The 21,418-nt window shown below is 41.6% G+C and carries 21 protein-coding genes; 12 read left to right on the forward strand and 9 right to left on the reverse strand.

The annotated features are described in order from the left end of the window. The first annotated feature begins 132 nt into the window (after positions 1–132). The 9 genes from G529_RS0111330 (at position 133) to argH (ending at position 9,287) form a co-directional block, all read left to right on the forward strand. Positions 133–765 (forward strand): GNAT family N-acetyltransferase, encoded by a 633-nt coding sequence (locus G529_RS0111330; protein ID WP_026915640.1) that lies wholly within the window; start codon positions 133–135, stop codon positions 763–765. 63 nt (positions 766–828) lie between these two features. After that, the gene (gene argG / locus G529_RS0111335) at positions 829–2,016 is read left to right on the forward strand and encodes an argininosuccinate synthase (RefSeq protein WP_026915641.1); all 1,188 of its coding nucleotides are present in this window, start codon (positions 829–831) and stop codon (positions 2,014–2,016) included. Next, on the forward strand, positions 2,013–2,978 hold the full coding sequence (gene argC / locus G529_RS0111340; RefSeq protein WP_026915642.1) for an N-acetyl-gamma-glutamyl-phosphate reductase: 966 nt from the start codon (positions 2,013–2,015) through the stop codon (positions 2,976–2,978). Before argG ends, argC begins: the two co-directional genes overlap by 4 nt. 55 nt (positions 2,979–3,033) lie before the next feature. Then, positions 3,034–3,825, forward strand: coding sequence for a pyrroline-5-carboxylate reductase (gene proC / locus G529_RS0111345; protein ID WP_026915643.1), 792 nt, complete (start codon positions 3,034–3,036; stop codon positions 3,823–3,825). 4 nt (positions 3,826–3,829) lie between these two features. Then, positions 3,830–4,984, forward strand: coding sequence for an aspartate aminotransferase family protein (locus G529_RS0111350; RefSeq protein ID WP_026915644.1), 1,155 nt, complete (start codon positions 3,830–3,832; stop codon positions 4,982–4,984). Between the two features lie 57 nt (positions 4,985–5,041). After that, positions 5,042–5,989 carry an N-acetylornithine carbamoyltransferase gene (locus G529_RS0111355; RefSeq protein ID WP_026915645.1) on the forward strand — a complete coding sequence of 316 codons (948 nt, stop codon included), beginning with the start codon at positions 5,042–5,044 and terminating at the stop codon, positions 5,987–5,989. Beyond that, on the forward strand, positions 5,977–6,777 hold the full coding sequence (argB, locus tag G529_RS0111360; RefSeq protein WP_026915646.1) for an acetylglutamate kinase: 801 nt from the start codon (positions 5,977–5,979) through the stop codon (positions 6,775–6,777). Before G529_RS0111355 ends, argB begins: the two co-directional genes overlap by 13 nt. Next, positions 6,777–7,847 (forward strand): M20 family metallo-hydrolase, encoded by a 1,071-nt coding sequence (locus tag G529_RS0111365; protein ID WP_026915647.1) that lies wholly within the window; start codon positions 6,777–6,779, stop codon positions 7,845–7,847. The genes argB and G529_RS0111365 overlap by 1 nt, the downstream gene beginning before the upstream one ends. A gap of 162 nt (positions 7,848–8,009) precedes the next feature. After that, positions 8,010–9,287 carry an argininosuccinate lyase gene (argH, locus tag G529_RS0111370; protein ID WP_026915648.1) on the forward strand — a complete coding sequence of 426 codons (1,278 nt, stop codon included), beginning with the start codon at positions 8,010–8,012 and terminating at the stop codon, positions 9,285–9,287. 64 nt (positions 9,288–9,351) lie between these two features. Here argH and leuB read toward each other — a convergent pair whose 3' ends face one another. The 4 genes from leuB to G529_RS15775 are packed head-to-tail and all read right to left on the reverse strand — an operon-like array spanning position 9,352 to position 13,655. Continuing rightward, positions 9,352–10,467 carry a 3-isopropylmalate dehydrogenase gene (gene leuB / locus G529_RS0111375; protein ID WP_026915649.1) on the reverse strand — a complete coding sequence of 372 codons (1,116 nt, stop codon included), beginning with the start codon at positions 10,465–10,467 and terminating at the stop codon, positions 9,352–9,354. Positions 10,468–10,476: 9 nt separating this feature from the next. Then, positions 10,477–11,094 carry a 3-isopropylmalate dehydratase small subunit gene (leuD, locus tag G529_RS0111380; protein ID WP_026915650.1) on the reverse strand — a complete coding sequence of 206 codons (618 nt, stop codon included), beginning with the start codon at positions 11,092–11,094 and terminating at the stop codon, positions 10,477–10,479. Further along, complete coding sequence (gene leuC, locus G529_RS0111385) at positions 11,094–12,476, reverse strand: 3-isopropylmalate dehydratase large subunit (RefSeq protein WP_026915651.1); 1,383 nt, start codon at positions 12,474–12,476, stop codon at positions 11,094–11,096. The genes leuD and leuC overlap by 1 nt, the downstream gene beginning before the upstream one ends. A 6-nt stretch (positions 12,477–12,482) precedes the next feature. Next, positions 12,483–13,655 carry a 2-isopropylmalate synthase gene (locus tag G529_RS15775; protein ID WP_051201418.1) on the reverse strand — a complete coding sequence of 391 codons (1,173 nt, stop codon included), beginning with the start codon at positions 13,653–13,655 and terminating at the stop codon, positions 12,483–12,485. A 148-nt stretch (positions 13,656–13,803) separates the two neighbouring features. On the opposite strand from G529_RS15775, the gene G529_RS0111395 reads away from it, so the two are divergent. Both G529_RS0111395 and G529_RS0111400 read left to right on the forward strand, forming a co-directional pair. Next, a complete protein-coding gene (locus tag G529_RS0111395) occupies positions 13,804–15,348 on the forward strand; it encodes a hypothetical protein (protein WP_026915652.1) in 1,545 nt (514 codons plus the stop codon). Positions 15,349–15,356: 8 nt separating this feature from the next. Further along, complete coding sequence (locus tag G529_RS0111400) at positions 15,357–16,235, forward strand: DMT family transporter (protein ID WP_026915653.1); 879 nt, start codon at positions 15,357–15,359, stop codon at positions 16,233–16,235. A gap of 53 nt (positions 16,236–16,288) precedes the next feature. Here G529_RS0111400 and ypfJ read toward each other — a convergent pair whose 3' ends face one another. The 3 genes from ypfJ to panB are packed head-to-tail and all read right to left on the reverse strand — an operon-like array spanning position 16,289 to position 18,755. Further along, complete coding sequence (gene ypfJ, locus G529_RS0111405) at positions 16,289–17,134, reverse strand: KPN_02809 family neutral zinc metallopeptidase (protein ID WP_026915654.1); 846 nt, start codon at positions 17,132–17,134, stop codon at positions 16,289–16,291. A 50-nt stretch (positions 17,135–17,184) separates the two neighbouring features. Beyond that, positions 17,185–17,889 carry an RluA family pseudouridine synthase gene (locus G529_RS0111410; RefSeq protein WP_026915655.1) on the reverse strand — a complete coding sequence of 235 codons (705 nt, stop codon included), beginning with the start codon at positions 17,887–17,889 and terminating at the stop codon, positions 17,185–17,187. Positions 17,890–17,936: 47 nt separating this feature from the next. Further along, a complete protein-coding gene (panB, locus tag G529_RS0111415) occupies positions 17,937–18,755 on the reverse strand; it encodes a 3-methyl-2-oxobutanoate hydroxymethyltransferase (RefSeq protein ID WP_026915656.1) in 819 nt (272 codons plus the stop codon). Between the two features lie 65 nt (positions 18,756–18,820). Here panB and G529_RS0111420 point away from each other — a divergent pair, with 65 nt between their 5' ends. Then, positions 18,821–19,267 carry a nuclear transport factor 2 family protein gene (locus G529_RS0111420; protein ID WP_026915657.1) on the forward strand — a complete coding sequence of 149 codons (447 nt, stop codon included), beginning with the start codon at positions 18,821–18,823 and terminating at the stop codon, positions 19,265–19,267. Here G529_RS0111420 and G529_RS0111425 read toward each other — a convergent pair. Both G529_RS0111425 and G529_RS0111430 read right to left on the reverse strand, forming a co-directional pair. Further along, on the reverse strand, positions 19,264–20,289 hold the full coding sequence (locus G529_RS0111425; protein WP_026915658.1) for a formylglycine-generating enzyme family protein: 1,026 nt from the start codon (positions 20,287–20,289) through the stop codon (positions 19,264–19,266). The genes G529_RS0111420 and G529_RS0111425 overlap by 4 nt on opposite strands. A gap of 91 nt (positions 20,290–20,380) precedes the next feature. After that, on the reverse strand, positions 20,381–21,385 hold the full coding sequence (locus tag G529_RS0111430; RefSeq protein ID WP_026915659.1) for an alcohol dehydrogenase: 1,005 nt from the start codon (positions 21,383–21,385) through the stop codon (positions 20,381–20,383). Positions 21,386–21,418: the final 33 nt, after the last annotated feature.

Consider the following 21,418-nt stretch of genomic DNA (forward strand, 5'->3'; position numbering starts at 1 on the left):
ATTTCTCCTATGCGCCGCCGTTTTCCCCGTCGCACGTAAGTGCGTCTATATATCCATGGAACCCAGGTGAGTCCGGTTCTGCCCTCGAAAACCCAGATCAAAATTTAATTTCCAACATAAATCTTTTAGCAGATGAAAATTCTCATTGCTAATAAATCTCATGCATCTTATGCTGAGATCATTTGTAATACTATCGAAGAATCGGCGAAGGTTCGCGGTACCGGTATTGCGCGCAGAACTCCTGAATACATCATCAACAAAATGGAGAAGGGAAACGCTGTGATCGCACTCGAAGAGGAAAATTTTGCCGGTTTCTGTTATATAGAAACCTGGAGCCATGACAAGTATGTGGCCAATTCCGGACTTATTGTCCATCCCGATTATAGAAACCAGGGACTGGCGAAAGACATCAAAAATGTCATTTTTGATCATTCCAGAAAAAAATATCCGGAAGCTAAAATTTTCGGGATTACTACCGGACTGGCGGTCATGAAGATCAATTATGATCTGGGCTATCAACCAGTCACTTTTTCTGAACTTACCGATGATGAGACATTCTGGAAAGGATGCCAGACCTGTAAGAATTACGACATTCTAACACGTACCGATCATAAAATGTGTTTGTGTACCGGCATGCTCTACGACCCCGCAAAGAAGAAAGACCTAAAGCTGAAGGAGAAGCCAAAGACCAATTTCAATGAAAAAGCATTTCAAAGATTGAAAAGTATCAAGCAGACGCTTTTTTATAAAAAAGAGAAGAAATAATATCACTAATGAAAATAAATCCTTCGGTTTTAATTTCTGAAGGAAATACGAATACCATTAATTATGAAAAAAGTAGTTATAGCATATAGCGGAGGTTTGGACACGTCCTACTGCGCAAAATATTTATCTGAAGAGAAAGGATTTGAAGTGCATGCTGTAAGTGTGAATACCGGAGGATTTTCAGAAGAAGAAATACAGCAAATAGGAGAAAACGCTAGGAAAATAGGTGCAAGTAGTTATAAGAATATCGATGCGATCCATTCGTTCTACCAGAAAGTAATTAAATATCTCATCTTCGGAAATGTGCTTAAGAATGACACGTATCCTTTATCTGTAAGTGCTGAAAGGATCATCCAGGCTATCGAGATCGTTGAATATGCGAAAAAAATTGGAGCTGAATATATTGCCCATGGAAGCACAGGGGCAGGCAATGACCAGGTAAGATTTGATATGATCTTCCAGATCATCGCTCCGGAGATCCAGATTATAACGCCAATAAGAGACCAACAGTTAACCAGACAGCAGGAGATCGAATATCTTAAAAGTAAAGGGGTCGAGATGAACTGGGAGAAAGCGAAATATTCGGTGAATAAAGGTCTTTGGGGCACCAGTGTAGGTGGAGCAGAAACGCTGACGTCAGAAAAACCGCTGCCAGAAACCGCATATCCCTCACACTTAAAAGAAAGGGAACCAAAACAAGTTCAATTAAGTTTTACCAAAGGAGAGCTTACCGCGATTGACGGAAAGCAGGATGCACCAGAAAAAAATATTGAATTACTGGAATCTATCGCTTCAAAATATGCGATTGGGCGAGACATTCACGTGGGCGATACTATAATTGGGATCAAAGGACGGGTTGGTTTTGAAGCTGCAGCAGCATTGATCACGATTAAAGCGCATCACCTGCTGGAAAAACACACACTGAGCAAATGGCAATTGCAGCATAAGGATTACACTTCCAACTGGTATGGGATGCACCTGCACGAAGGATTGTACCTCGACCCGGTAATGCGTGATTTTGAAGCACAGTTACAGAGTTCTCAATCCAAGGTCACCGGTGACGTTTTTGTAAGCCTGAAACCATACCATTTTACACTGGATGGAATCAGCTCGCCGAATGATCTTATGAACAGCAGCTTTGGAAACTATGGTGAAGAGAATAAAGCCTGGACCGCGAATGACGCCAAGGGATTCATTAAGATCCTGTCTAATTCTGGGAAAATATATCAACATGTAAACCAGGGTTTATGATACAGGCAGGAATTATAGGAGGAGCAGGTTATACTGCAGGAGAATTGATTAGAGTTTTACTGAATCATCCGGAAGTAAACCTCAACTTCGTTTACAGTACTTCCCAACACGGAAAGCCTGTACACAGTATTCACCAGGATCTTATAGGTGACACAGATCTTGAATTTTCTCAGAACCTTAATAAGAAGGTTGATGTAGTTTTTCTTTGTCTGGGGCACGGGAATTCTAAGAAGTTCCTTTCAGAAAATGAATTTTCTGCTGGAACGAAAATAATCGATCTAAGCACAGACTTCAGAATAAGATCCAGTGATCATGAGTTTGTTTATGGTCTTCCGGAATTGAATAAAGTAGAGATACAATCTGCAAACTTTATAGCGAATCCGGGGTGTTTTGCCACTGCGATCAGCCTGGCCATTCTGCCCTTAGCGAAAGCAGGTCAAATAACAGATGAGGTTCATGTGAATGCCGTAACAGGCGCAACGGGTGCGGGTACGTCGTTATCCGGTACTACCCATTTCACATGGAGAGATAATAACTTTTCAGCATATAAAAGTTTCGAGCATCAGCATCTGCAAGAAATTAGGCAAAGTTTAAAGCAGCTGCAGCAAACTCCTAATACCGCGATCAACTTTATTCCGAATAGAGGGAATTTTTCCCGAGGTATTCATGCGACTGCCTATACAAAATTTGAAGGCTCCCTGGAAGAGGCAAAACAGGTGTATGCTGAATTCTATAAAGCGGCTGCGTTCACCTTTATTACAGAAGAGGAATTACACCTGAAACAAGTGGTGAACTCCAATAAATGTTTATTGAGATTGCAGAAATTCGGAGATAAATTACTGGTTACAAGTGTGATCGATAATTTACTGAAGGGCGCTTCAGGACAGGCTGTACAAAACATGAATCTTATGTTCGGTTTTAAAGAGAACACAGGTTTGACCCTGAAGGCAAATTATTTTTAAACTGCAAGATTCAAATCTAAATGGAACAAAAGAAAGAATCAAAATTCGAAAAAGTATGAAAATAGCAATTATAGGAGCGGGAAATCTGGGTGTTTCCGTAGCGAAAGGGCTTATTTTTAGTAATGCATTTACCACGCTTTACTTAAGTAAAAGAAACGTTCAGGATATCCAGGATTTTGAAGAATACGCCAAGGTTCATGTTACTTCAGATAACCTCGAAGCCGTAAGAAATTCAGACATCCTGATCTTTGCGGTGCAGCCTACTCAATTCGAACGAATTCTAGAAGAGATCAGGGATGAACTAACAGATAAACATGTTTTGATCTCTACGGTTACCGGATTTAAGATCCCCAGGATTGAAGCGATCATTGGAAAGCATCACTACATCATCAGGTCCATGCCCAACACCGCGATTGCTGTGGGTAAATCCATGACCTGTTTGTGTAGTAATGAAGCCGGGGAGAAAAGGATCAGGATCGCTGAAGCTATTTTTAACAGACTGGGAACAAGTATCATTATTCCGGAAAATAAAATGCAGGCAGCAACGGTGATTTGTGCCAGTGGTGTTGCCTTCTGGATGCGATTGATAAGGGCGACCACGCAGGGAGCTGTTCAGCTTGGGTTTGATGCGAAAGACGCACAGGAGCTATCTATGCAAACCTGCCTTGGTGCCGCCAGTTTATTGATAGAATCTGGAAAGCACCCGGAGGAAGAGATTGATAAGGTCACCACGCCAAGAGGCTGTACCATTGAAGGTTTAAATGAAATGGAACATAACGGACTCAGTTCTTCGCTAATTAAAGGGATCCAGGCTTCTTTCAAAAAAATTAATACAATTTCAGACTAGGCTTATGGAGTTATTCGATGTTTATCCGTTATACGACATTACCCCGGTAAAGGGCGATGGTTGCTATGTTTATGATGAAAACGGGAAGGAATACCTGGATCTTTATGGAGGTCATGCCGTGATCTCCATAGGTCATGCACATCCAAATTTCGTGAAGGCCATACAAACTCAGGTGGCTCAACTTGGATTTTATTCCAATTCCATCAAAAATCCTTTGCAAAATGAACTTGCAGGGAAACTGGAGGAAATTTCTGGAATCAGGGATTATGCACTGTTTCTATGCAGTTCTGGTGCTGAGGCGAACGAAAATGCACTGAAAGTCGCTTCTTTCCATACGGGCCAGGACAGGATCATTTACTTTGAAAATGCATTTCACGGGAGAACTTCAGGAGTTGTTGCAGTGACAGATAATGATGCGATCAAAGCGCCTTACAATCAAAGACATCAGTCTACTCGTCTGGCATTTAATAATATAGAGGCTTTGGAAACCGAATTTAAAAAGGGGGATGTTGCGGCCATTATTTTCGAGGTGATCCAGGGTGTTGGCGGCCTGGATGAAGCTGAATCCGGCTTTTACAGGGCTGCTGCAGATCTTTGTAGAGAGTACAATGTCATGCTTATCGCAGATGAAGTACAGTCTGGATATGGTAGAACCGGTGAGTTTTTTGCCTACCAGAAACATGGAATCAGGCCTGATATCATAAGCATGGCCAAAGGAATGGGCAATGGCTTTCCCGTGGGCGGAATTTTGATTGATCGCAGGATCACTCCTCGCTACGGAATGCTGGGTACAACTTTCGGTGGAAATCATCTTGCCTGTGCTGCGGCTATTTCGGTTTTGGATACTATCAAAGAAGAACATCTGATACAGAATGCTGCGGAAGTTTCACAATATATCCGGGCGGAAGCTGCGAAAATTTCAGAAATAAAAAAGGTCAAAGGTCGGGGCTTGATGATAGGACTGGAATTCGATTTCGAGATTGCAGCACTGCGGAAGGAGTTACTTTTTGACTTTCAAATATTTACCGGGGCGTCATCTAATAAAAAGCTGCTAAGAATCCTTCCGCCACTAACGATTGAGAAGCAGCATTTTCAGATCTTTTTTGAAGCTTTAAAGCAAGCATTAAAAAATCAAAAAATAAGCTCTGAAGCTTCTTAGTACGCTTCAGAAAAAAATTACAAAGTCCATAAACTTCGGTTTTATCAACATAAAAAAATGAAAAACTACATCAACTTAACAGATATTGAGAATTTAAAAGCTTTGATCCAGGAAGCAAAAGTCATGAAATCGAAGCCTTCAGAAGAGAAGCCGGGAAAAGGAAAGACTCTGGGAATGCTATTCTTCAATCCTAGTCTTCGTACCCGCCTTAGCACTGAAAAAGCTGCGAAATTCCTGGGTATGGACGTAATGGTCATGAATGCCGATAAAGATGGCTGGGCTTTGGAATTTGAAGATGCTGCGATCATGAATTCAGATAAAGCGGAGCATATTAAAGAGGCAGCTGCGGTGCTTTCTCAATATTGCGATATCATTGCGGTTCGTGCATTTCCAGGCTTAAAAGACAGGGACCAGGATGAGACTGAACTGGTTATGAACAGTTTTAAAAAGTATGCTTCTGTTCCTATCGTGAACCTGGAAAGCGCCACTGCTCACCCGTTACAGGCTTTGACAGACGCCATCACCATCCAGGAGCTAAGTGAGAAAACCCGTGCAAAAGTAGTTTTGAGCTGGGCTCCACACCCAAAGGCCTTACCACAATCTGTAGCGAATTCTTTTACAGAAATGATGCAGCAGATGGATGTAGATTTCGTGATCACCAATCCGGAAGGATATGATCTTGATCCAAAAGTAATAAAGGAGGTGCGGGTCGAACATGATCAGGAAAAAGCATTTGAGGATGCCGACTTTGTGTATGTTAAAAACTGGAGTAGTTATGAACAATATGGCCAGGTACTTGAAGTTCAGGAAAACTGGACCGTAGATCAGGCAAAATTGAAGAAGACCAACAATGCGAAAGTGATGCATTGTCTTCCCGTGAGAAGAAATGTTGTGATTGCCGATGATATCCTGGATAGTGAAAATTCCATCGTAATACAGCAGGCGAATAACAGAACCTATGCTGCACAAGCGGTATTAAAAAAGTTACTGGAATGCTCGAAATAGTTCATCAACCTACCAAAAAGGTTTTAAAAGTCGTCAAAATAGGAGGGAAGCTTATTGAAAATAAATCACTGCTTGATTCTTTTCTGGATGATTTTGTTAAGCTTGAAGGGCCTAAGATCCTCGTGCACGGAGGCGGAAATAAAGCTACTGAAGTTGCTGGAAAACTAGGTTATAAAACTCATATGGTAGATGGCAGGAGAATCACAGATGAGGAATCAATGGAAGTGATCACCATGGTTTATGGCGGACTTTTAAATAAAAATATCGTTGCGAAATTACAGGCTAAAGATCTAAATGCAATTGGACTTTGCGGGGCAGATGCGAAGGTCTTGATATCCAGGAAACGGGAGGTGAAGCAAATTGACTACGGACTGGTGGGAGATATCATGCAGGTGAATACAGATTTTATCGATGTGTTGTTAACGCAAAAAATCGTACCTGTGTTCTCCGCGATTTCATCTACGGAGGGAGGAGTATTGCTGAACACCAACGGCGATTCGGTAGCTTCAGAAATAGCGATTGCTATGAGCCCATATTATACGGCACAGCTTTATTACTGTTCAGAAAAGAAAGGCGTTCTAAAAAATATCCAAGACGAAAACTCGGTAATTCCTGTATTGAATTCAGATACCTATCAGAATTTAAAAGATTCCAAAGTAATTACAGATGGCATGTTGCCCAAACTTCATAATTGTTTCGAAGCTATCAACAGAGGAGTTTCCAGCGTTTTTCTTGGAGATGCAGAACTTTTGAAAAAAGATGCTAAACATACAAAAATCGTACACTAATGCAGATCATAGAACTTCAGAAGAAAGCATTGCAACTATTGCAGAACCTTATCGGGACACCATCATTTTCAGGAGAAGAAGATCAAACAGCCAGTTTGCTGGAAAAATGGTTTGAAGATCACAAGATTCTGCATAAGCGTAGTCTAAACAACGTATGGGCGAGGAGTAAGTTTTTTGATGCTTCAAAACCAACGCTGTTATTAAATTCTCATCACGATACCGTAAGACCAAATTCAGCCTATATACGAGATCCTTTTGAGGCCAGGATTGAAAATGGTAAATTATACGGTCTTGGCAGTAATGATGCGGGAGGTTGCCTTGTCTCGCTCCTGGCTGCTTTCACCCATTTCTATGCTGAAAAGAATTTAAAATACAATCTAATTTTTGCCGGTACTGCGGAAGAAGAGATCAATGGGAAAAATGGTATTGCAGAACTATTACCTAAATTACCGGGAATAGATGTGGCGATTGTTGGGGAACCAACCCTGATGAATCTCGCGGTAGCCGAAAAAGGTTTGATCGTTTTCGATGCTGTGGTCAAGGGAACTCCTTCGCATGCGGCTCATCCAAATACAGATAATTCCATTTATAAAACGGCGAGAGTTCTGGACTGGTTCGAGAATTTTAAATTAGACAAAGTTTCGGATAGTCTTGGTGAAGTAAAAGTGACAGTCACGCAGATCAATGCTGGAAGTCAGCATAATGTGGTGCCCGCTAAGACGCATCTGGTAATTGATGTGAGGGTGAATGATAAATACAGCAATGCAGAGATCGAGCGTATACTGAAAGAACAGGCTCCGGTAGATGAGATCACCGCGAGAAGTTTACGATTGAATTCTTCTTCGATCCCGTTGGATCATGACCTGGTGAAAGCAGGAATAGAAATTGGGATGGAAACTTATGGTTCCCCCACACTCTCAGACCAGGCGATGTTAAATTGTCCATCGCTTAAACTGGGTCCAGGAGACTCTGTTAGGTCACATTCGGCAGATGAATTTATTTACGTAAAAGAGATTGAAGAAGGAATCGAAAAATATATCGAGCTGCTTGAGAGAGCACTTAAGAAATAATATCACTGAAATTGCTGCATTGAACTTGTCGCACTTCGACAAGCTCAGTGCAGCAATGGTAATAATGTTAGGCTGAAATTATTCAACTTCTCATAAGATCTTGAATTCAGAAATTCGGCGAGGTCAAACCATTCATGATAACTGATAATAATAATAAAAACTATGAAACTTTGGGATAAGGGTATTTCAATAGATAAGAAGATCGAGCGATTTACCGTAGGGAATGATCGTGATCTCGATATGCATCTGGCAAATTATGATATACAGGCTTCAGCAGCTCACGCTAAAATGTTGGGAAAGGTGGGAATTCTGGACGGGCAGGAGGTGACTTCATTAGTTTCAGAATTGGAGCTTTTGAACCAGCAACTGGAAAACGGTGAATTTAGGATCGAAGAAGCATTTGAAGATGTACATTCAAAGATAGAATATGAGCTTACTTCCAAACTTGGGGATACCGGGAAAAAGATCCATACCGCAAGATCCCGGAATGACCAGGTTCTTGTAGCGCAGCAATTATACTTCAAGGAAAATCTCCTGGAAATCTCCGGAAAAACGCGGAATCTAATCGACGTACTTTTAAAACTGGCAGAGGAACACAAGGAAAAATTACTTCCTGGCTATACGCATTTACAGGTAGCAATGCCTTCATCTTTTGGTTTGTGGTTTTCGGCTTATGCAGAATTGTTAATAGATGATCTGTACTTACTCGATGCAGGCTTGAAGATCGTGGATCAAAATCCGCTGGGATCTGCTGCCGGATATGGATCTTCATTTCCTATCGACAGAGAATTTACTACCAGGGAACTTGGTTTCTCAACTCAAAAATATAATGTTGTAGCAGCCCAGATGAGTAGGGGGAAATGTGAGCGAACGGTCACTTCCAATATCTCTTCTCTTGCTAACACACTTTCCAGGTTTGCGATGGATATTTGTTTGTATATGAGTCAGAATTTTGATTTTATCACTTTTCCGGATGAACTGACAACAGGATCCAGCATCATGCCGCACAAGAAAAATCCGGATGTTTTCGAACTGGTACGAGGAAAGTGTAACAAACTGCAGGCTATCGCCAATGAAATGATCCTAATCACCAATAATCTCCCCAGTGGTTATCACCGGGATTTTCAGCTCATCAAGGAAAACAGTATCTATGCTGTTGAAAATATTAAGGAGATTCTCGATGTTTTCACTTATTCCATCAGCAAGATTATTGTGAAAAATATAAATATTGAGGACGAGAAGTATAAGTATCTATTTACCGTGGACAGTATCAATGAACTTGTGATAGGAGGAAAATCGTTTCGGGATGCTTACAGAATTATTGGAGAAAAGGTGCAGAGCAACACCTATGAAGCTACTGAAGGTATGCGGCATACTCACTCCGGTAGTAAGGATAATCTGAGTTTAAATTTGATCAGGACAAAACTACAACAGTTATAAAAACGACAGGCCTCCTGAAAAACCAATTTCCAGGAGGCTACTGTCTACAAACATGAACTAAAATTTAAATAATGGTCGTTTGACCTAAACTCAGATTTTCCTTGTTTACAATATGATTTTCAGTATCACTTATAACGCTTTCCAGAAAATCTCCAACCCTTTCGGTCGAGTAGTGATTATCTTTATTAATGTCTATCGTGCAGACGTTCAGTTTTAAGCTGAGGTCTACCGCCATTCGAACCGTTTCCGCTTCAGTTTTAAGTCCTAAATGATCCAGTAGCATCGCAGCAGAAAGTACAGATGCCAGAGGATTTGCAATTCCCTGCCCGGCAGCCTGAGGATAGGATCCATGAATAGGCTCAAAGAGTGCACTGCTATTCCCTACGGAAGCAGATTCCAGAAGCCCGATACTTCCACCAATTACACTTGCCTCATCTGAAATGATATCACCAAACATATTTTCAGTAAGAATAACATCGAATTGTCTGGGATTCAGGATCATTTGCATAGCAGCATTGTCCACGAACAGGTAGTCTACTTTTACTTTAGGATACTGCCTGGCAATCTCAGTCACTGTTTTTCTCCACAAACGGGATGTTTCCAGCACATTGGCTTTGTCTATAAGCGTTAGCTTGTTCCTCCTTGTTTCCGCAGCCTTGAAAGCGAGATGAGCAACGCGTTCAATTTCTTCTACGGAATATGCGCAGAGATCTGAAGCGCTTTGACCATCCACAGAAGTGCTTTTTTCACCAAAATAGATACCGCCGGTAAGTTCCCTGTAAATGATCATATCTGCTCCTTCGATATGCTCTCTTTTAAGGGGAGACTGATGTATAAGACTTTCGTAAGCTTTAACAGGTCTAATATTAGCAAAAAGACCCAGTTCTTTTCTTAGACGCAGCAATCCCTGCTCCGGTCTTACTTTCGCAGAAGGATCAAGATCATATTTAGGATCACCAATAGCTCCAAAGAGTACGGCATGAGAACCTTTACAGAGTTCCAGAGTTGATTCAGGCAGTGGTTCCCCGTACTTATCGATGGCAATGGCGCCAACATCGGCCTCCTCAAAATGAAATTCATGATCAAACCTATCAGCAACAGCCTTCAGCACTTTTATGGACTGCTGCGTTATTTCGGGACCAATCCCGTCGCCGGGGAGTACAGCTATATTATATTTCATATATTAATTTTATAATGTTTCCTGTGCTACAGGTTCTTTGTCTTTACGTTTCTGCTCAAATTTTTTTATAGCTTCCAGCTTACTGGTTAGAAAATCTATATCATCATAACCATTGATAAGGCAGGTCTTCTTGTAGGGATCTATGTCAAAATGTTCTTTTTCAGCAGTGCCTTCAATTTTGATAAATTGATTTTCCAGATCTATACTGAATTTTTCCTGCGCATCTTTTTCTACGGAAGTAAAAAGTTGATGAAGAAAATCCGGACTCACCTGAACGGGCAGTAGTCCGTTATTCAAGGCATTACCTTTAAAAATATCTGCAAAGTAGCTGGAAACAACAGCTTTGAAACCATAAGCTTTTATCGCCCAGGCGGCATGTTCCCGACTTGATCCACATCCAAAATTATTTCCTGCGATCAAAATGGAACCAGAAAACCGGGTTTGATTCAATACAAATCCGCTGTTTGGATCTCCATTTTTATCGTATCGCCAATCTCTGAAAAGATTTTCACCAAAACCAGCTTTGTCTGTCGCTTTAAGAAATCGCGCAGGAATGATCTGGTCTGTATCCACATTTTCGGTATCCAGAGGAACGGCCGTATCTGTAAAAGTTATAAATTTTTCCATTAGTTGAATGTTAGCGTATAATCTGAAATTTTACCAGAAATAGCGGTCGCAGCGGCAGTTAGCGGACTTGCCAGGATAGTTCTGGAACCGGGTCCCTGTCTTCCTTCAAAATTTCTGTTGCTCGTAGACACGCAATATTCACCTTCTGGGATCTTGTCATCATTCATCGCCAGACATGCCGAGCATCCAGGCTGTCGCAAAGTGAAACCAGCCTCTTCAAAAATCCTGTCAAGCCCTTCTTCTTTGATCTGTAAGGCAACCTGCTGGCTTCCCGGCACGATCAGAGCGTTCACATTGTCGGCTTTTTTCTTACCCTTGATATAAGAAGCCGCAACTCTGAAATCTTCGATGCGAGAGTTGGTACAACTACCTATAAAAATATAATTGATAGGTTTTTCCAGTAATCTTTCACCGGGTGAAAAGTTCATATAGGCCAAAGCCTTGGCATCGCTTTTATTTCCTTCCACAGGTATACTTCCGGTAAGCTTGATTCCCATTCCCGGGTTAGTACCATAGGTGATCATGGGTTCGATATCTTCCGCTTCAAACGAATATTCCTGGTCAAATTCGGCGCCTGCATCAGTTTTTAGGGTTTTCCAATAAGTGGTCATTTTATCAAATTCATCGCCCTTAGGAGCAAACTCTCTGCCTTCCACGTAATCTATCGTGGTTTGATCTGGAGCAATAAGGCCACCACGAGCTCCCATTTCTATGCTCATGTTACATACCGTCATTCGACCTTCCATAGACATTTCTTCGAATACATCTCCAGCGTATTCACAAAAATATCCTGTGCCTGAATTGGTGCCCAGCTTACTAATGATATACAGGATCACATCTTTAGGTAAAACTCCCTTTTTCAGTTTTCCATTTACATTCACCCGCAATTTTTTTGGCTTTTGTACCAGCAGGCACTGGCTTGCAAACACCTGGGTTACCTGGCTGGTTCCAATTCCGAAGGCGATCGTACCAAAAGCGCCATGTGTAGAGGTATGACTGTCACCGCAAACGATGGTCATGCCCGGTTGAGTGATTCCCAGCTCCGGAGCCATGACGTGAACGATCCCGTTAAATGGATGCCCCAATCCGTACAAAGCGATGTCATTTTCTGCACAATTCTGGCTAAGCTCTTTCAACTGCTTTCTGGATAGCAGATCTCTAACCGGTAAATGTTGATCCAGGGTTGGCGTATTATGATCTGCCGTAGCAACGATCTGTGCGGGCCGAAACACAGGGATGTTTCTTTCTTTTAATTCATTGAAAGCCTGTGGACTGGTCACTTCATGTATCAGGTGTTTGTCGATATACAAAATGTCCGGTCCATCCGGGATGCTTTCCACCACATGGGCATCCCATATTTTATCGAATAAAGTTTTCTTCATGACTAATCAGGCAATTGCACGTGAATTCTTTCTGAAGATATCCATGATCGTATGTATATCGGTATCTGCCACCTGTTTCTTCGCATCTGCAAAGCTCAGGAACTCCAGGTATACATGATCCAGTTCAATTTTAGTAAGATCATAACCCATTTTTTTAGCTTTGTAGGCCAGTGCTGCCCTCCCGCTACGGGCGGTCAAAACAATAGCCGACTCGGTTACCCCGACATCGGCTGGATTAATGATTTCATAGGTTTCTCTGTTCTTGATGACGCCATCCTGGTGGATTCCAGAACTATGCGCAAATGCATTGGCTCCCACAATGGCTTTATTCGGCTGGACGAACATGCCCATTTCTCTAGAGACCATATTGCTGGTGTCGTATAACAATTGCGGATTAATAGCTGTATTCAAATCAAGATATGGGTGTTGCCTAAGGATCATGACGACCTCTTCCAGTGCAGTATTCCCGGCACGTTCCCCAATTCCATTGATGGTGCATTCTATTTGCCTGGCTCCGTTCGTTATCCCGGCAATTGCGTTGGCAGTAGCCAGTCCAAGGTCATTATGACAATGACAGGAGATGATCACGTTTTCGATCCCGGCTACATGTTCTTTTAAATACTTTATTTTTTTACCGTATTCTTCAGGCAGGCAGTATCCTGTAGTATCAGGAATGTTTAGAACGGTAGCGCCATTCTTCACTGCTTCAGTACAAACTTCTGCCAGGAATTCGTTCTCGGTTCTACCGGCATCTTCCGCATAGAATTCTACATCATCTACGAAGCTCTTGGCGTAAGCCACAGCCTCACCAGCTCTTTCAATGATTTCGGGACGACTGGATTTGAACTTATATTTTATATGGGAGTCTGATGTTCCAATTCCTGTATGAATACGTGGCTTTCTGGCAAATTTAAGCGCATCTGCCGCTACCTTAATGTCATTTTTCACAGCACGGGTTAAACCACAAACACTTGCATTTTTTACAAGTTTTGAAATTTCAGTTACAGATTGAAAGTCGCCGGGACTTGAGACCGGGAAACCAGCTTCGATCACATCAACACCAAGTTCATCGAGTCGGGCAGCGATCTTCTTCTTCTGTTCCGTATTCAGTTTGCAGCCGGGGACTTGTTCTCCGTCCCTCAATGTAGTGTCAAAAATTTCTACCTTTTCAGTACGCATGTGAGATTTATTTTACTTTATCTTTAACTAATGTATCAGTCTCACTACAAGTTTTCCGGTCATAGCATACAGATGTTACAGTAATTAAAACGAAGTGAAAAGTATATAAATAACTGAAAAACAATTAACTAGTAAACCTGATTTTACAATGACCAATGATTTAACCGAAAACCTGTTTTCTTTGATCAAATCTTTATCTGCTTCAGAAAAAAGACAGTTTTCACTTTATGTTGGAAGAATTGGGGTGAATTCAGATTCAAAATTTCTGAATTTATACAAAGTGATTTCCAGGCAGAAAAAATATAATGAGGCTGAAATTCTTCAGAATACCAGCATTACCAAGCTGCAGCTATCCAATGTAAAAACACATCTCTATAAGCAGCTTTTGATTTCACTCAGGCTCAATCCTGCACACCAGAGTATTCCGGTTCAGATTCGTGAACAACTGGATTTCGCCTATATTCTGTATCATAAAGGACTATATAAGCAGAGTTTAAAATTGCTGGATAAAGTGAAGTCGCTGGCGCTGAATTTCGAGGAAAAAAACCTGGCTTACGAAGTGCTGGAACTTGAAAAGATCATAGAGTCACAGTACATCACGAGGAGTATGAATAACAGGGCTGAGATCCTTATTCGGGAAACCCGGGAGATAAGTGCACTTAACTCCTTATGGGGAGATCTTTCCAATCTCTCCCTCGAGCTTTATGCGATATTCCTGAAGCAGGGTTATTGCCGAACAGAAGAGGAGGCCATAGCTATCAAAAAATTTTTTAAAAATCAGCTTCCGGAATATACCATTTCGGCATTAGGGTTCAGAGAAAAATTATGGGTGTACAAATCTCATTTATGGTATAGTTTTCTAATTCAGGACTTTTTGGGCTGTTACCGGTATTCCATGAAATGGAAGGAGCTTTTTGTGGAATATGATCAAATGATCACCGTGCATCCCGTTTCCTACCTCAAAGGCAATCATTATCTGCTGGAATCCCTGTTTTATTTGAATCATACAGATCTTTTCGAAAAGACCCTGATACAGCTGGAAAGTTCATTAAGAGATGCGCAGATCCCGCACAATGATAACATAGCTGCACTATCCTTTCTATATGTGTATTCCAATAAACTGAACTTAAGGTTTATGAAAGGCGAATTTGGAAATAACCAGGAGCTGGTCAAAAAAATTACAGATAAGATCGCCAAATTCAAAGGCAGGCTTGATGAGCATCATGTCATGGTATTTTATTATAAAATCGCCTGTTTGTATTTTGGTGATGGAGATCACAAAAAGTGTATCGCATTTCTCAAGAAGATCATCTCCAATAAATCACTGGCCATGAGGGAGGATCTTATGTGCTTTTCCCGAATTCTCAATCTGGTAGCGCATTATGAGGCCGGGCTCGATTATCATCTGGATCATCTGATCAAGTCAACCTATAAATTCCTTATCAGAATGGACGATCTGCACGAAGTTCAGAAGGAAATGATCAAATTTTTGAGAAAGCTACCCGATGTTTCACCATTGGATATCAGGGATGAATTTAAAAAATTGCATGCTGTACTCAAAGTTTTCGAGCAGCATCCCTATGAAAGAAGGGCTTTTTTATACCTTGACATCATAAGCTGGCTGGAAAGTAATATTGAGAATGTTCCGGTTCAAACGATCATTCAGCAGAAAACAGCCGCATCCTCACGTTAATTCCAACTATGAGTTCACCAAAATCTGGTAATATTTCGAATATTCTTATGCTCAACCTGGCCGTGCTGCTTATTAGTACATCAGGAGCCTTAGGTCGTTACATCACTCTGGATCCCATAATCACCATTTTCTACCGCTGTGTGCTGGCCGCTATGATTTTTTATGGCTACTGTAAGTGGCAGGGCATAAGCCTGAAGATTAGCTCCAAAAAAGATAAACTTAAAGTGATTTCTGGCGGAGTTCTCATGGGGGCACACTGGGTGACCTATTTCTATTCCCTTCAATATTCCAGCGTAGCCATAGCTTTGTTATCTTTATTCACATACCCGGTAATCACTGCATTTCTGGAGCCACTATTGTTTAAAATCCGATTTAATAAGATTCATGTAGGTCTGGGTTTTTTAGTGTTGTTCGGGGTGTATTTTCTAAGTCCCGATTTCGATCTTCAGAATAACTCATTCATCGCTGTACTCTTCGGAATAGCATCTGCTGTGTTTTATGCTCTTCGGAATTTGCTAATGAAAAAGGAGATCGAGCGTTATGATGGTTCCACATTGATGTTCTACCAGATCTTGGTGGTCGCTTTAGTGCTATCTCCCGCACTGTTTTATTCTGAAATTGCCAATATCCTGGAACAGTGGAAACCACTTCTTACGCTGGCCTTACTCACAACCTGTATTGGGCATACCTTGTTTCTGAAGAGTTTTAAAAATTTCAGTATTACGGCCGCCAGTATTATGAGTAGCATACAGCCTGTTTATGGCATCGCGCTCGGTGCTATCTTTCTAAATGAAATACCATCAGCAAAAACCATGATTGGTGGTTCATTGATCATAGGTGCCGTGATTGTGGAAAGCCTGAGTTCTTTGAGAACTTCAAAGAAATAACAGCGCATAAAAAAGCCACCAATAAAGGTGGCTTCGATATGACTTGGTTGCAGTTAGTTTAAAACTTCTTTGAAAGTATCTCCCTGTCTAATGTCTCCGGTTCTGTATCCTCGCATGAACCAGGATTTACGTTGCTCTGAAGTTCCATGCGTAAACGAATCTGGATTCACCCGTCCACTGGTTCGTTTCTGGATGGCGTCATCACCCACAGCGTTTGCTGCACTTAGTGCTTCCTCGATATCTCCTTCACTCAAATACTGCTGATTCTCCTTGGTCCAAACACCTGCATAAAAGTCGGCTTGGAGCTCAAGTGCTACAGATAATTCATTAGCTTCGGTCTGACTTGATTGTCGCTGGAGATTTCGAACTTTTCCGGCCGTTCCCATTAAATGTTGGACATGGTGACCTACTTCATGAGCCATTACATAGGCAACTGCGTAGTCACCACCTTTGGCACCAAATCTTTGTCTCAATTGATCGAAGAAGGTAAGGTCCATATAGATTTTCTGATCTGCAGGACAGTAAAAAGGGCCGCTGGCAGAGGATGCACCACCGCAGGCAGTTTGAACAGCATCACTAAAAAGAACCAGACCTGGTTCCTGGTAATTTATATTATTCTCGGCAAAAATATCATTCCATACATCTTCAGTATCAGCAAGAACGGTAGCAACAAAGTCACCCATCTCCTTTTCTTCCGCAGTAAGTTCACGCGATTCAGTCTGGGAACTGCCAGAACCTTCCAGTTGTTGTAAAACTGAAACATCGCCATCACTTAGAATAAATTGAGCGATCACGAAAATAACACCAATAATTCCTCCACCGGCAATTAATTTACCTTTACCTGAGGAACCTCTGCGATCCTCTACATTCCCGCTTTGTCTACGACCTTGCCATTTCATATTTAGATATTTTGGTTAAAAATAGTAAAAAGGCAGAATGTAAATTCTAATTATATCATAATTGCATCCCAGATGGGATCTTTTGGGGGAGGAGCGGTGATGTGGATTTCTTCTTTTTTTACAGGATGGATAAACCTCAATTCTCTTGAATGAAGATGTATGCTTGCATCGCGGTTACTCCTGTCAAATCCATATTTAAGATCTCCTTTTATAGGACATCCAATGGCCGATAACTGGCTCCTGATTTGATGATGTCTGCCGGTATGAAGGTCGATTTCCAGAACATAGTACCTGTCAAGTTCTTTGATTAGTTGGTAGTCAAGGATCGCCTTTTTCGAGTCTGGAACTTCATTCTTATGAGCATAGGATTTATTCTGCTTGGAGTTCCTTTTCATGAAGTGAATAAGTTCACCACTTTGTTTTGGCGGTTTCTCCTTAACCACGGCCCAATAGGTTTTTTTCGCGTCTTTATTCTGAAATAATTTATTAAGTCTTGGCAGCGCTTTTGATGTCTTCGAAAACAATACGATCCCGCTGGTAGGCCTGTCGAGCCTGTGTACCACGCCTAGATACACATTTCCTGGTTTATTATATTTTTCCTTGATATAACTTTTCACCACTTCAGAAAGCGGTTTGTCCCCGGTTTTATCTCCCTGAACAATATCGCCTGGTCTTTTGTTAACGATAATGATATGATTATCCTCATGCAGCACCTGCAGATTGTCCTTCGTGGAAATAATTTTATCTGAAGCCAAAATTTAAATATTGTTGAAAACGTAAAAGCTCAATTGATGGTTCTGGATTAGTACTGTTCCTCATCTGAAGGGAATGCACTGCTTTTTACATCATCTCTGTAATTTTGAAAAGCTTTGGTCATTTCTCCGTGAAGATCTGCATAACGTCTTAAAAATCTTGGATTGAATTCGTGAGTCATACCAAGCATATCATGCACAACGAGTACCTGCCCATCTACGCCATTACCAGCTCCAATACCAATGACCGGGATGGTAAGACTTGCGGCAACTTCTTTGGCCAGTTTAGCAGGCACTTTCTCCAGAACAATAGCAAAACAACCTATTTTTTCAAGCATCAGGGCATCAGCCTTTAGTTTTTCTGCTTCCTGCTCTTCTTTTGCACGAACTGTATATGTTCCAAATTTATAGATGGATTGTGGTGTAAGTCCAAGATGTCCCATGACCGGAATTCCCGCATGCATAATCCTTTTGATACTCTCCTTCACCTCTTTTCCTCCTTCAAGCTTAACGGCATGACCACCGCTTTCCTTCATGATCCGGATAGCAGATCTTAAAGCTTCCTTAGGATCACTCTGGTAACTTCCGAAGGGTAAATCAACGACTACAAGAGCGCGATTGATTGCTCTTACAACACTGGTAGCGTGATAGATCATCTGGTCCAGTGTAATTGGAAGTGTGGTTTCATGACCTGCCATGACATTACTTGCAGAATCACCTACCAAAATCACGTCTATACCGGCGCCATCCACGATCTGAGCCATAGTGAAATCGTATGCTGTAAGCATGCTGATCTTCTCACCGTTCGACTTCATATCTACCAGTGATTTTGTTGTAATTCTTTTGTACTGTTTTTTGGCAACCGACATTCGTGTAAAATTTAATTTCAGTAAAAGTAGTAAATTCGTAGAGCACTGTCAATATAACCAGCCTTATGAAAAATTTTATCTTCTTCGCATGTCTAATATTTTGTTTACATATCCAGGCACAATCTGATGATCCAAAACAACTTGTAGTAGATTTTTTCGAGGCGTTTCATGAGCAGGATACTGTAAAGCTTCAAGCTCTCGCTACTGAATCGCTTCAGTTGAAATCTGTAAGTGCTGATTCTGAAGGTGAAACAACGATAAGTACTACTGCTTACCCGGAATTTATAAAAAACATCGCCTCCATTCCGAAGCAAATGGATTTTGAAGAAAAAATATTAGATTATAAAGTAGAAGAAAACGGACTGCTGGCAACCGTAACCACACCTTATATTTTCTATTACAACGGGAATAAATCACACTGCGGCACAAATGTCTTCAATTTAGCGAAGATCGATGGAAGCTGGAAGATCCTGTTCTTAATGGATTCCCGAAGCAGAGAGGAGTGCGATTAAATATCCTTCACACACCGAAAACCAGTATGCTCCAGGCCAGTATCTGGCACCGAACTCATTCTTGCTGAGACACGATAGCCACTGCAATAACTTTCAGCACATAAGAAAGAACCACCGCGAATTACTTTTTCCTGCTCCATATTATAGTAATGCTTGAAATATCCGTCTTTCATTTCAGTAGTTCTGGAGTAGGCATCAGCATGATAGGTGTCCAGGCACCATTCCCAGACATTTCCAGTGGTTTCGTACAAACCAAAATCATTCGCAGGAAAACTTTTTACGGGAGCCATTTTTTCAAATTGATCCTCTGCGGAATTCTTCTTTGGAAAATCTCCCTGGAAAAAATTTGCATGCTGCACGGCGATGTCCAAATCATTTCCCCAGTGGTATGTTAGGGAATCGCGACCTGCACTATTAAAATATTCAAATTCAGCTTCAGTAGGAAGTCTTTTGCCTGCCCACTTAGCATAGGCCATTGCATCATACCAGGAAACCTGAACCACAGGATAATCCTCCATGCCTTCAATGGACGAGCCGGGACCCTGGGGATGTCGCCAGTTCGCGCCTTTAACGAATTTCCACCACCATTCTGGATTATATGGATCAAAAACCAGGGCTCCGGGTTCATAAGTTTTCCCATTCAGCTCAAAGCTTCTTTCCGCAGTGGTCACATAGCCGGTGGCTTCTACAAACTCTGCAAATTCAGCATTGGTAACTTCAGTTTGGTCAACATAGATTGGTTTGATCTCTACTTTATGAACGGGTAATTCATTTTCTTTCGACTGGTTTGATTTGCCACCCATCAAATAAGAACCGCCTCCAAGTTTGATCATATTATCGGTAGAGGAGGAGTCGGCTCTGGTTTTGATATAGGAAATCTCCTTAAGATATTGCTTGTGGTAATCTGAAACCTGCCGGGTCTCCACAGGTTCGATCGCCTGGATGGGGCCATTTGATTTTTCGTCTTTACAAGAGGTGAGCAATAGGCTCGATACTATGAATAAGAAGATGAATTTTTTCACGATATACCTGATGAATGAACCTCAAATATAAACATAAAAAAACCGGAAAATAAATCCTTTTACTTTCCGGTTTTAGGACTGATCTCTATTATTACATCTTTAGAACTACTCTAAACCTTGCCTTGTTATTCATCATTTGTTGAAAGGCTTCAGAAACATCATCGAGTTCATATTCTTCGATCATGGGTTTTGTGCCGGTCATAGCACTAAACTTCAGCGTATCTTCGGAATCTATAGCTGTTCCGCTGGGCCAGCCAGCGGCAGACTTTCTTCCCATAAGCAGTTGCATTGGAGAAACTTCGATAGGCTCTCCGGTCGCGGCAACCATTAAAAGTTTTCCATCTATTCCCAAGCCATCTACAATTGAGGTAATGGCATCGCTATGTGGAGCGGTTGCAAGAATTAATTTCGCTCCTCCTAGTTTCTGAAGTTCCTCTGCACCATCCTTTTCACTGGTATTTATAAATTCGTGAGCACCCAATTTGGAGGCAAGCTCTTTTTTCTCGTTACTATGAGATACTGCGACCGTGCGCATTCCCATTTTCGCCGCATATTGAATAGCTAAATGTCCCAGGCCTCCAATTCCCTGAACGGCCACAATATCTCCCGCTCTAATTCCCGAATTCCTTAGAGCATTGAAAACGGTGATTCCCGCACACAATAAGGGCGCAGCTTCAGCTGAAGTAAGCTCGTCTGGAATATTCGCCACGGCTTCCTGTGGTGCTGTCATGTACTCTGCATATCCGCCATCGTATGATATACCGCTTACCCTGGCGTTCTCACAACTTATAAAATCGCCGCGTCGACAGGGTTCACATTCAAAACAATGTCCACCATGCCAACCTACTCCTACACGTTGCCCTTTCTCCCACTGGACTACATTCTCTCCAACTTCTTCAATGATTCCCACAACCTCATGACCAGGAATTCGAGGATATTCAAGGCCTGGGAAACCGCCTTCTTTTACAAAATTATCGCTGTGGCAAATGCCACAGGCTTCCACTTTAATTAAAATTTCATTCGATGATGGACTGGGTTTATCTACTTCCTTAACGACAAAATCTCCTCCCGCTTCTTCAATGACTGCTGCTTTCATAACTTTTTTTTTTGGATTCAGAAGTTACAAAAT

The sequence above is a fragment of the Christiangramia portivictoriae DSM 23547 genome, assembly GCF_000423045.1.
Classification (GTDB): domain Bacteria; phylum Bacteroidota; class Bacteroidia; order Flavobacteriales; family Flavobacteriaceae; genus Christiangramia; species Christiangramia portivictoriae.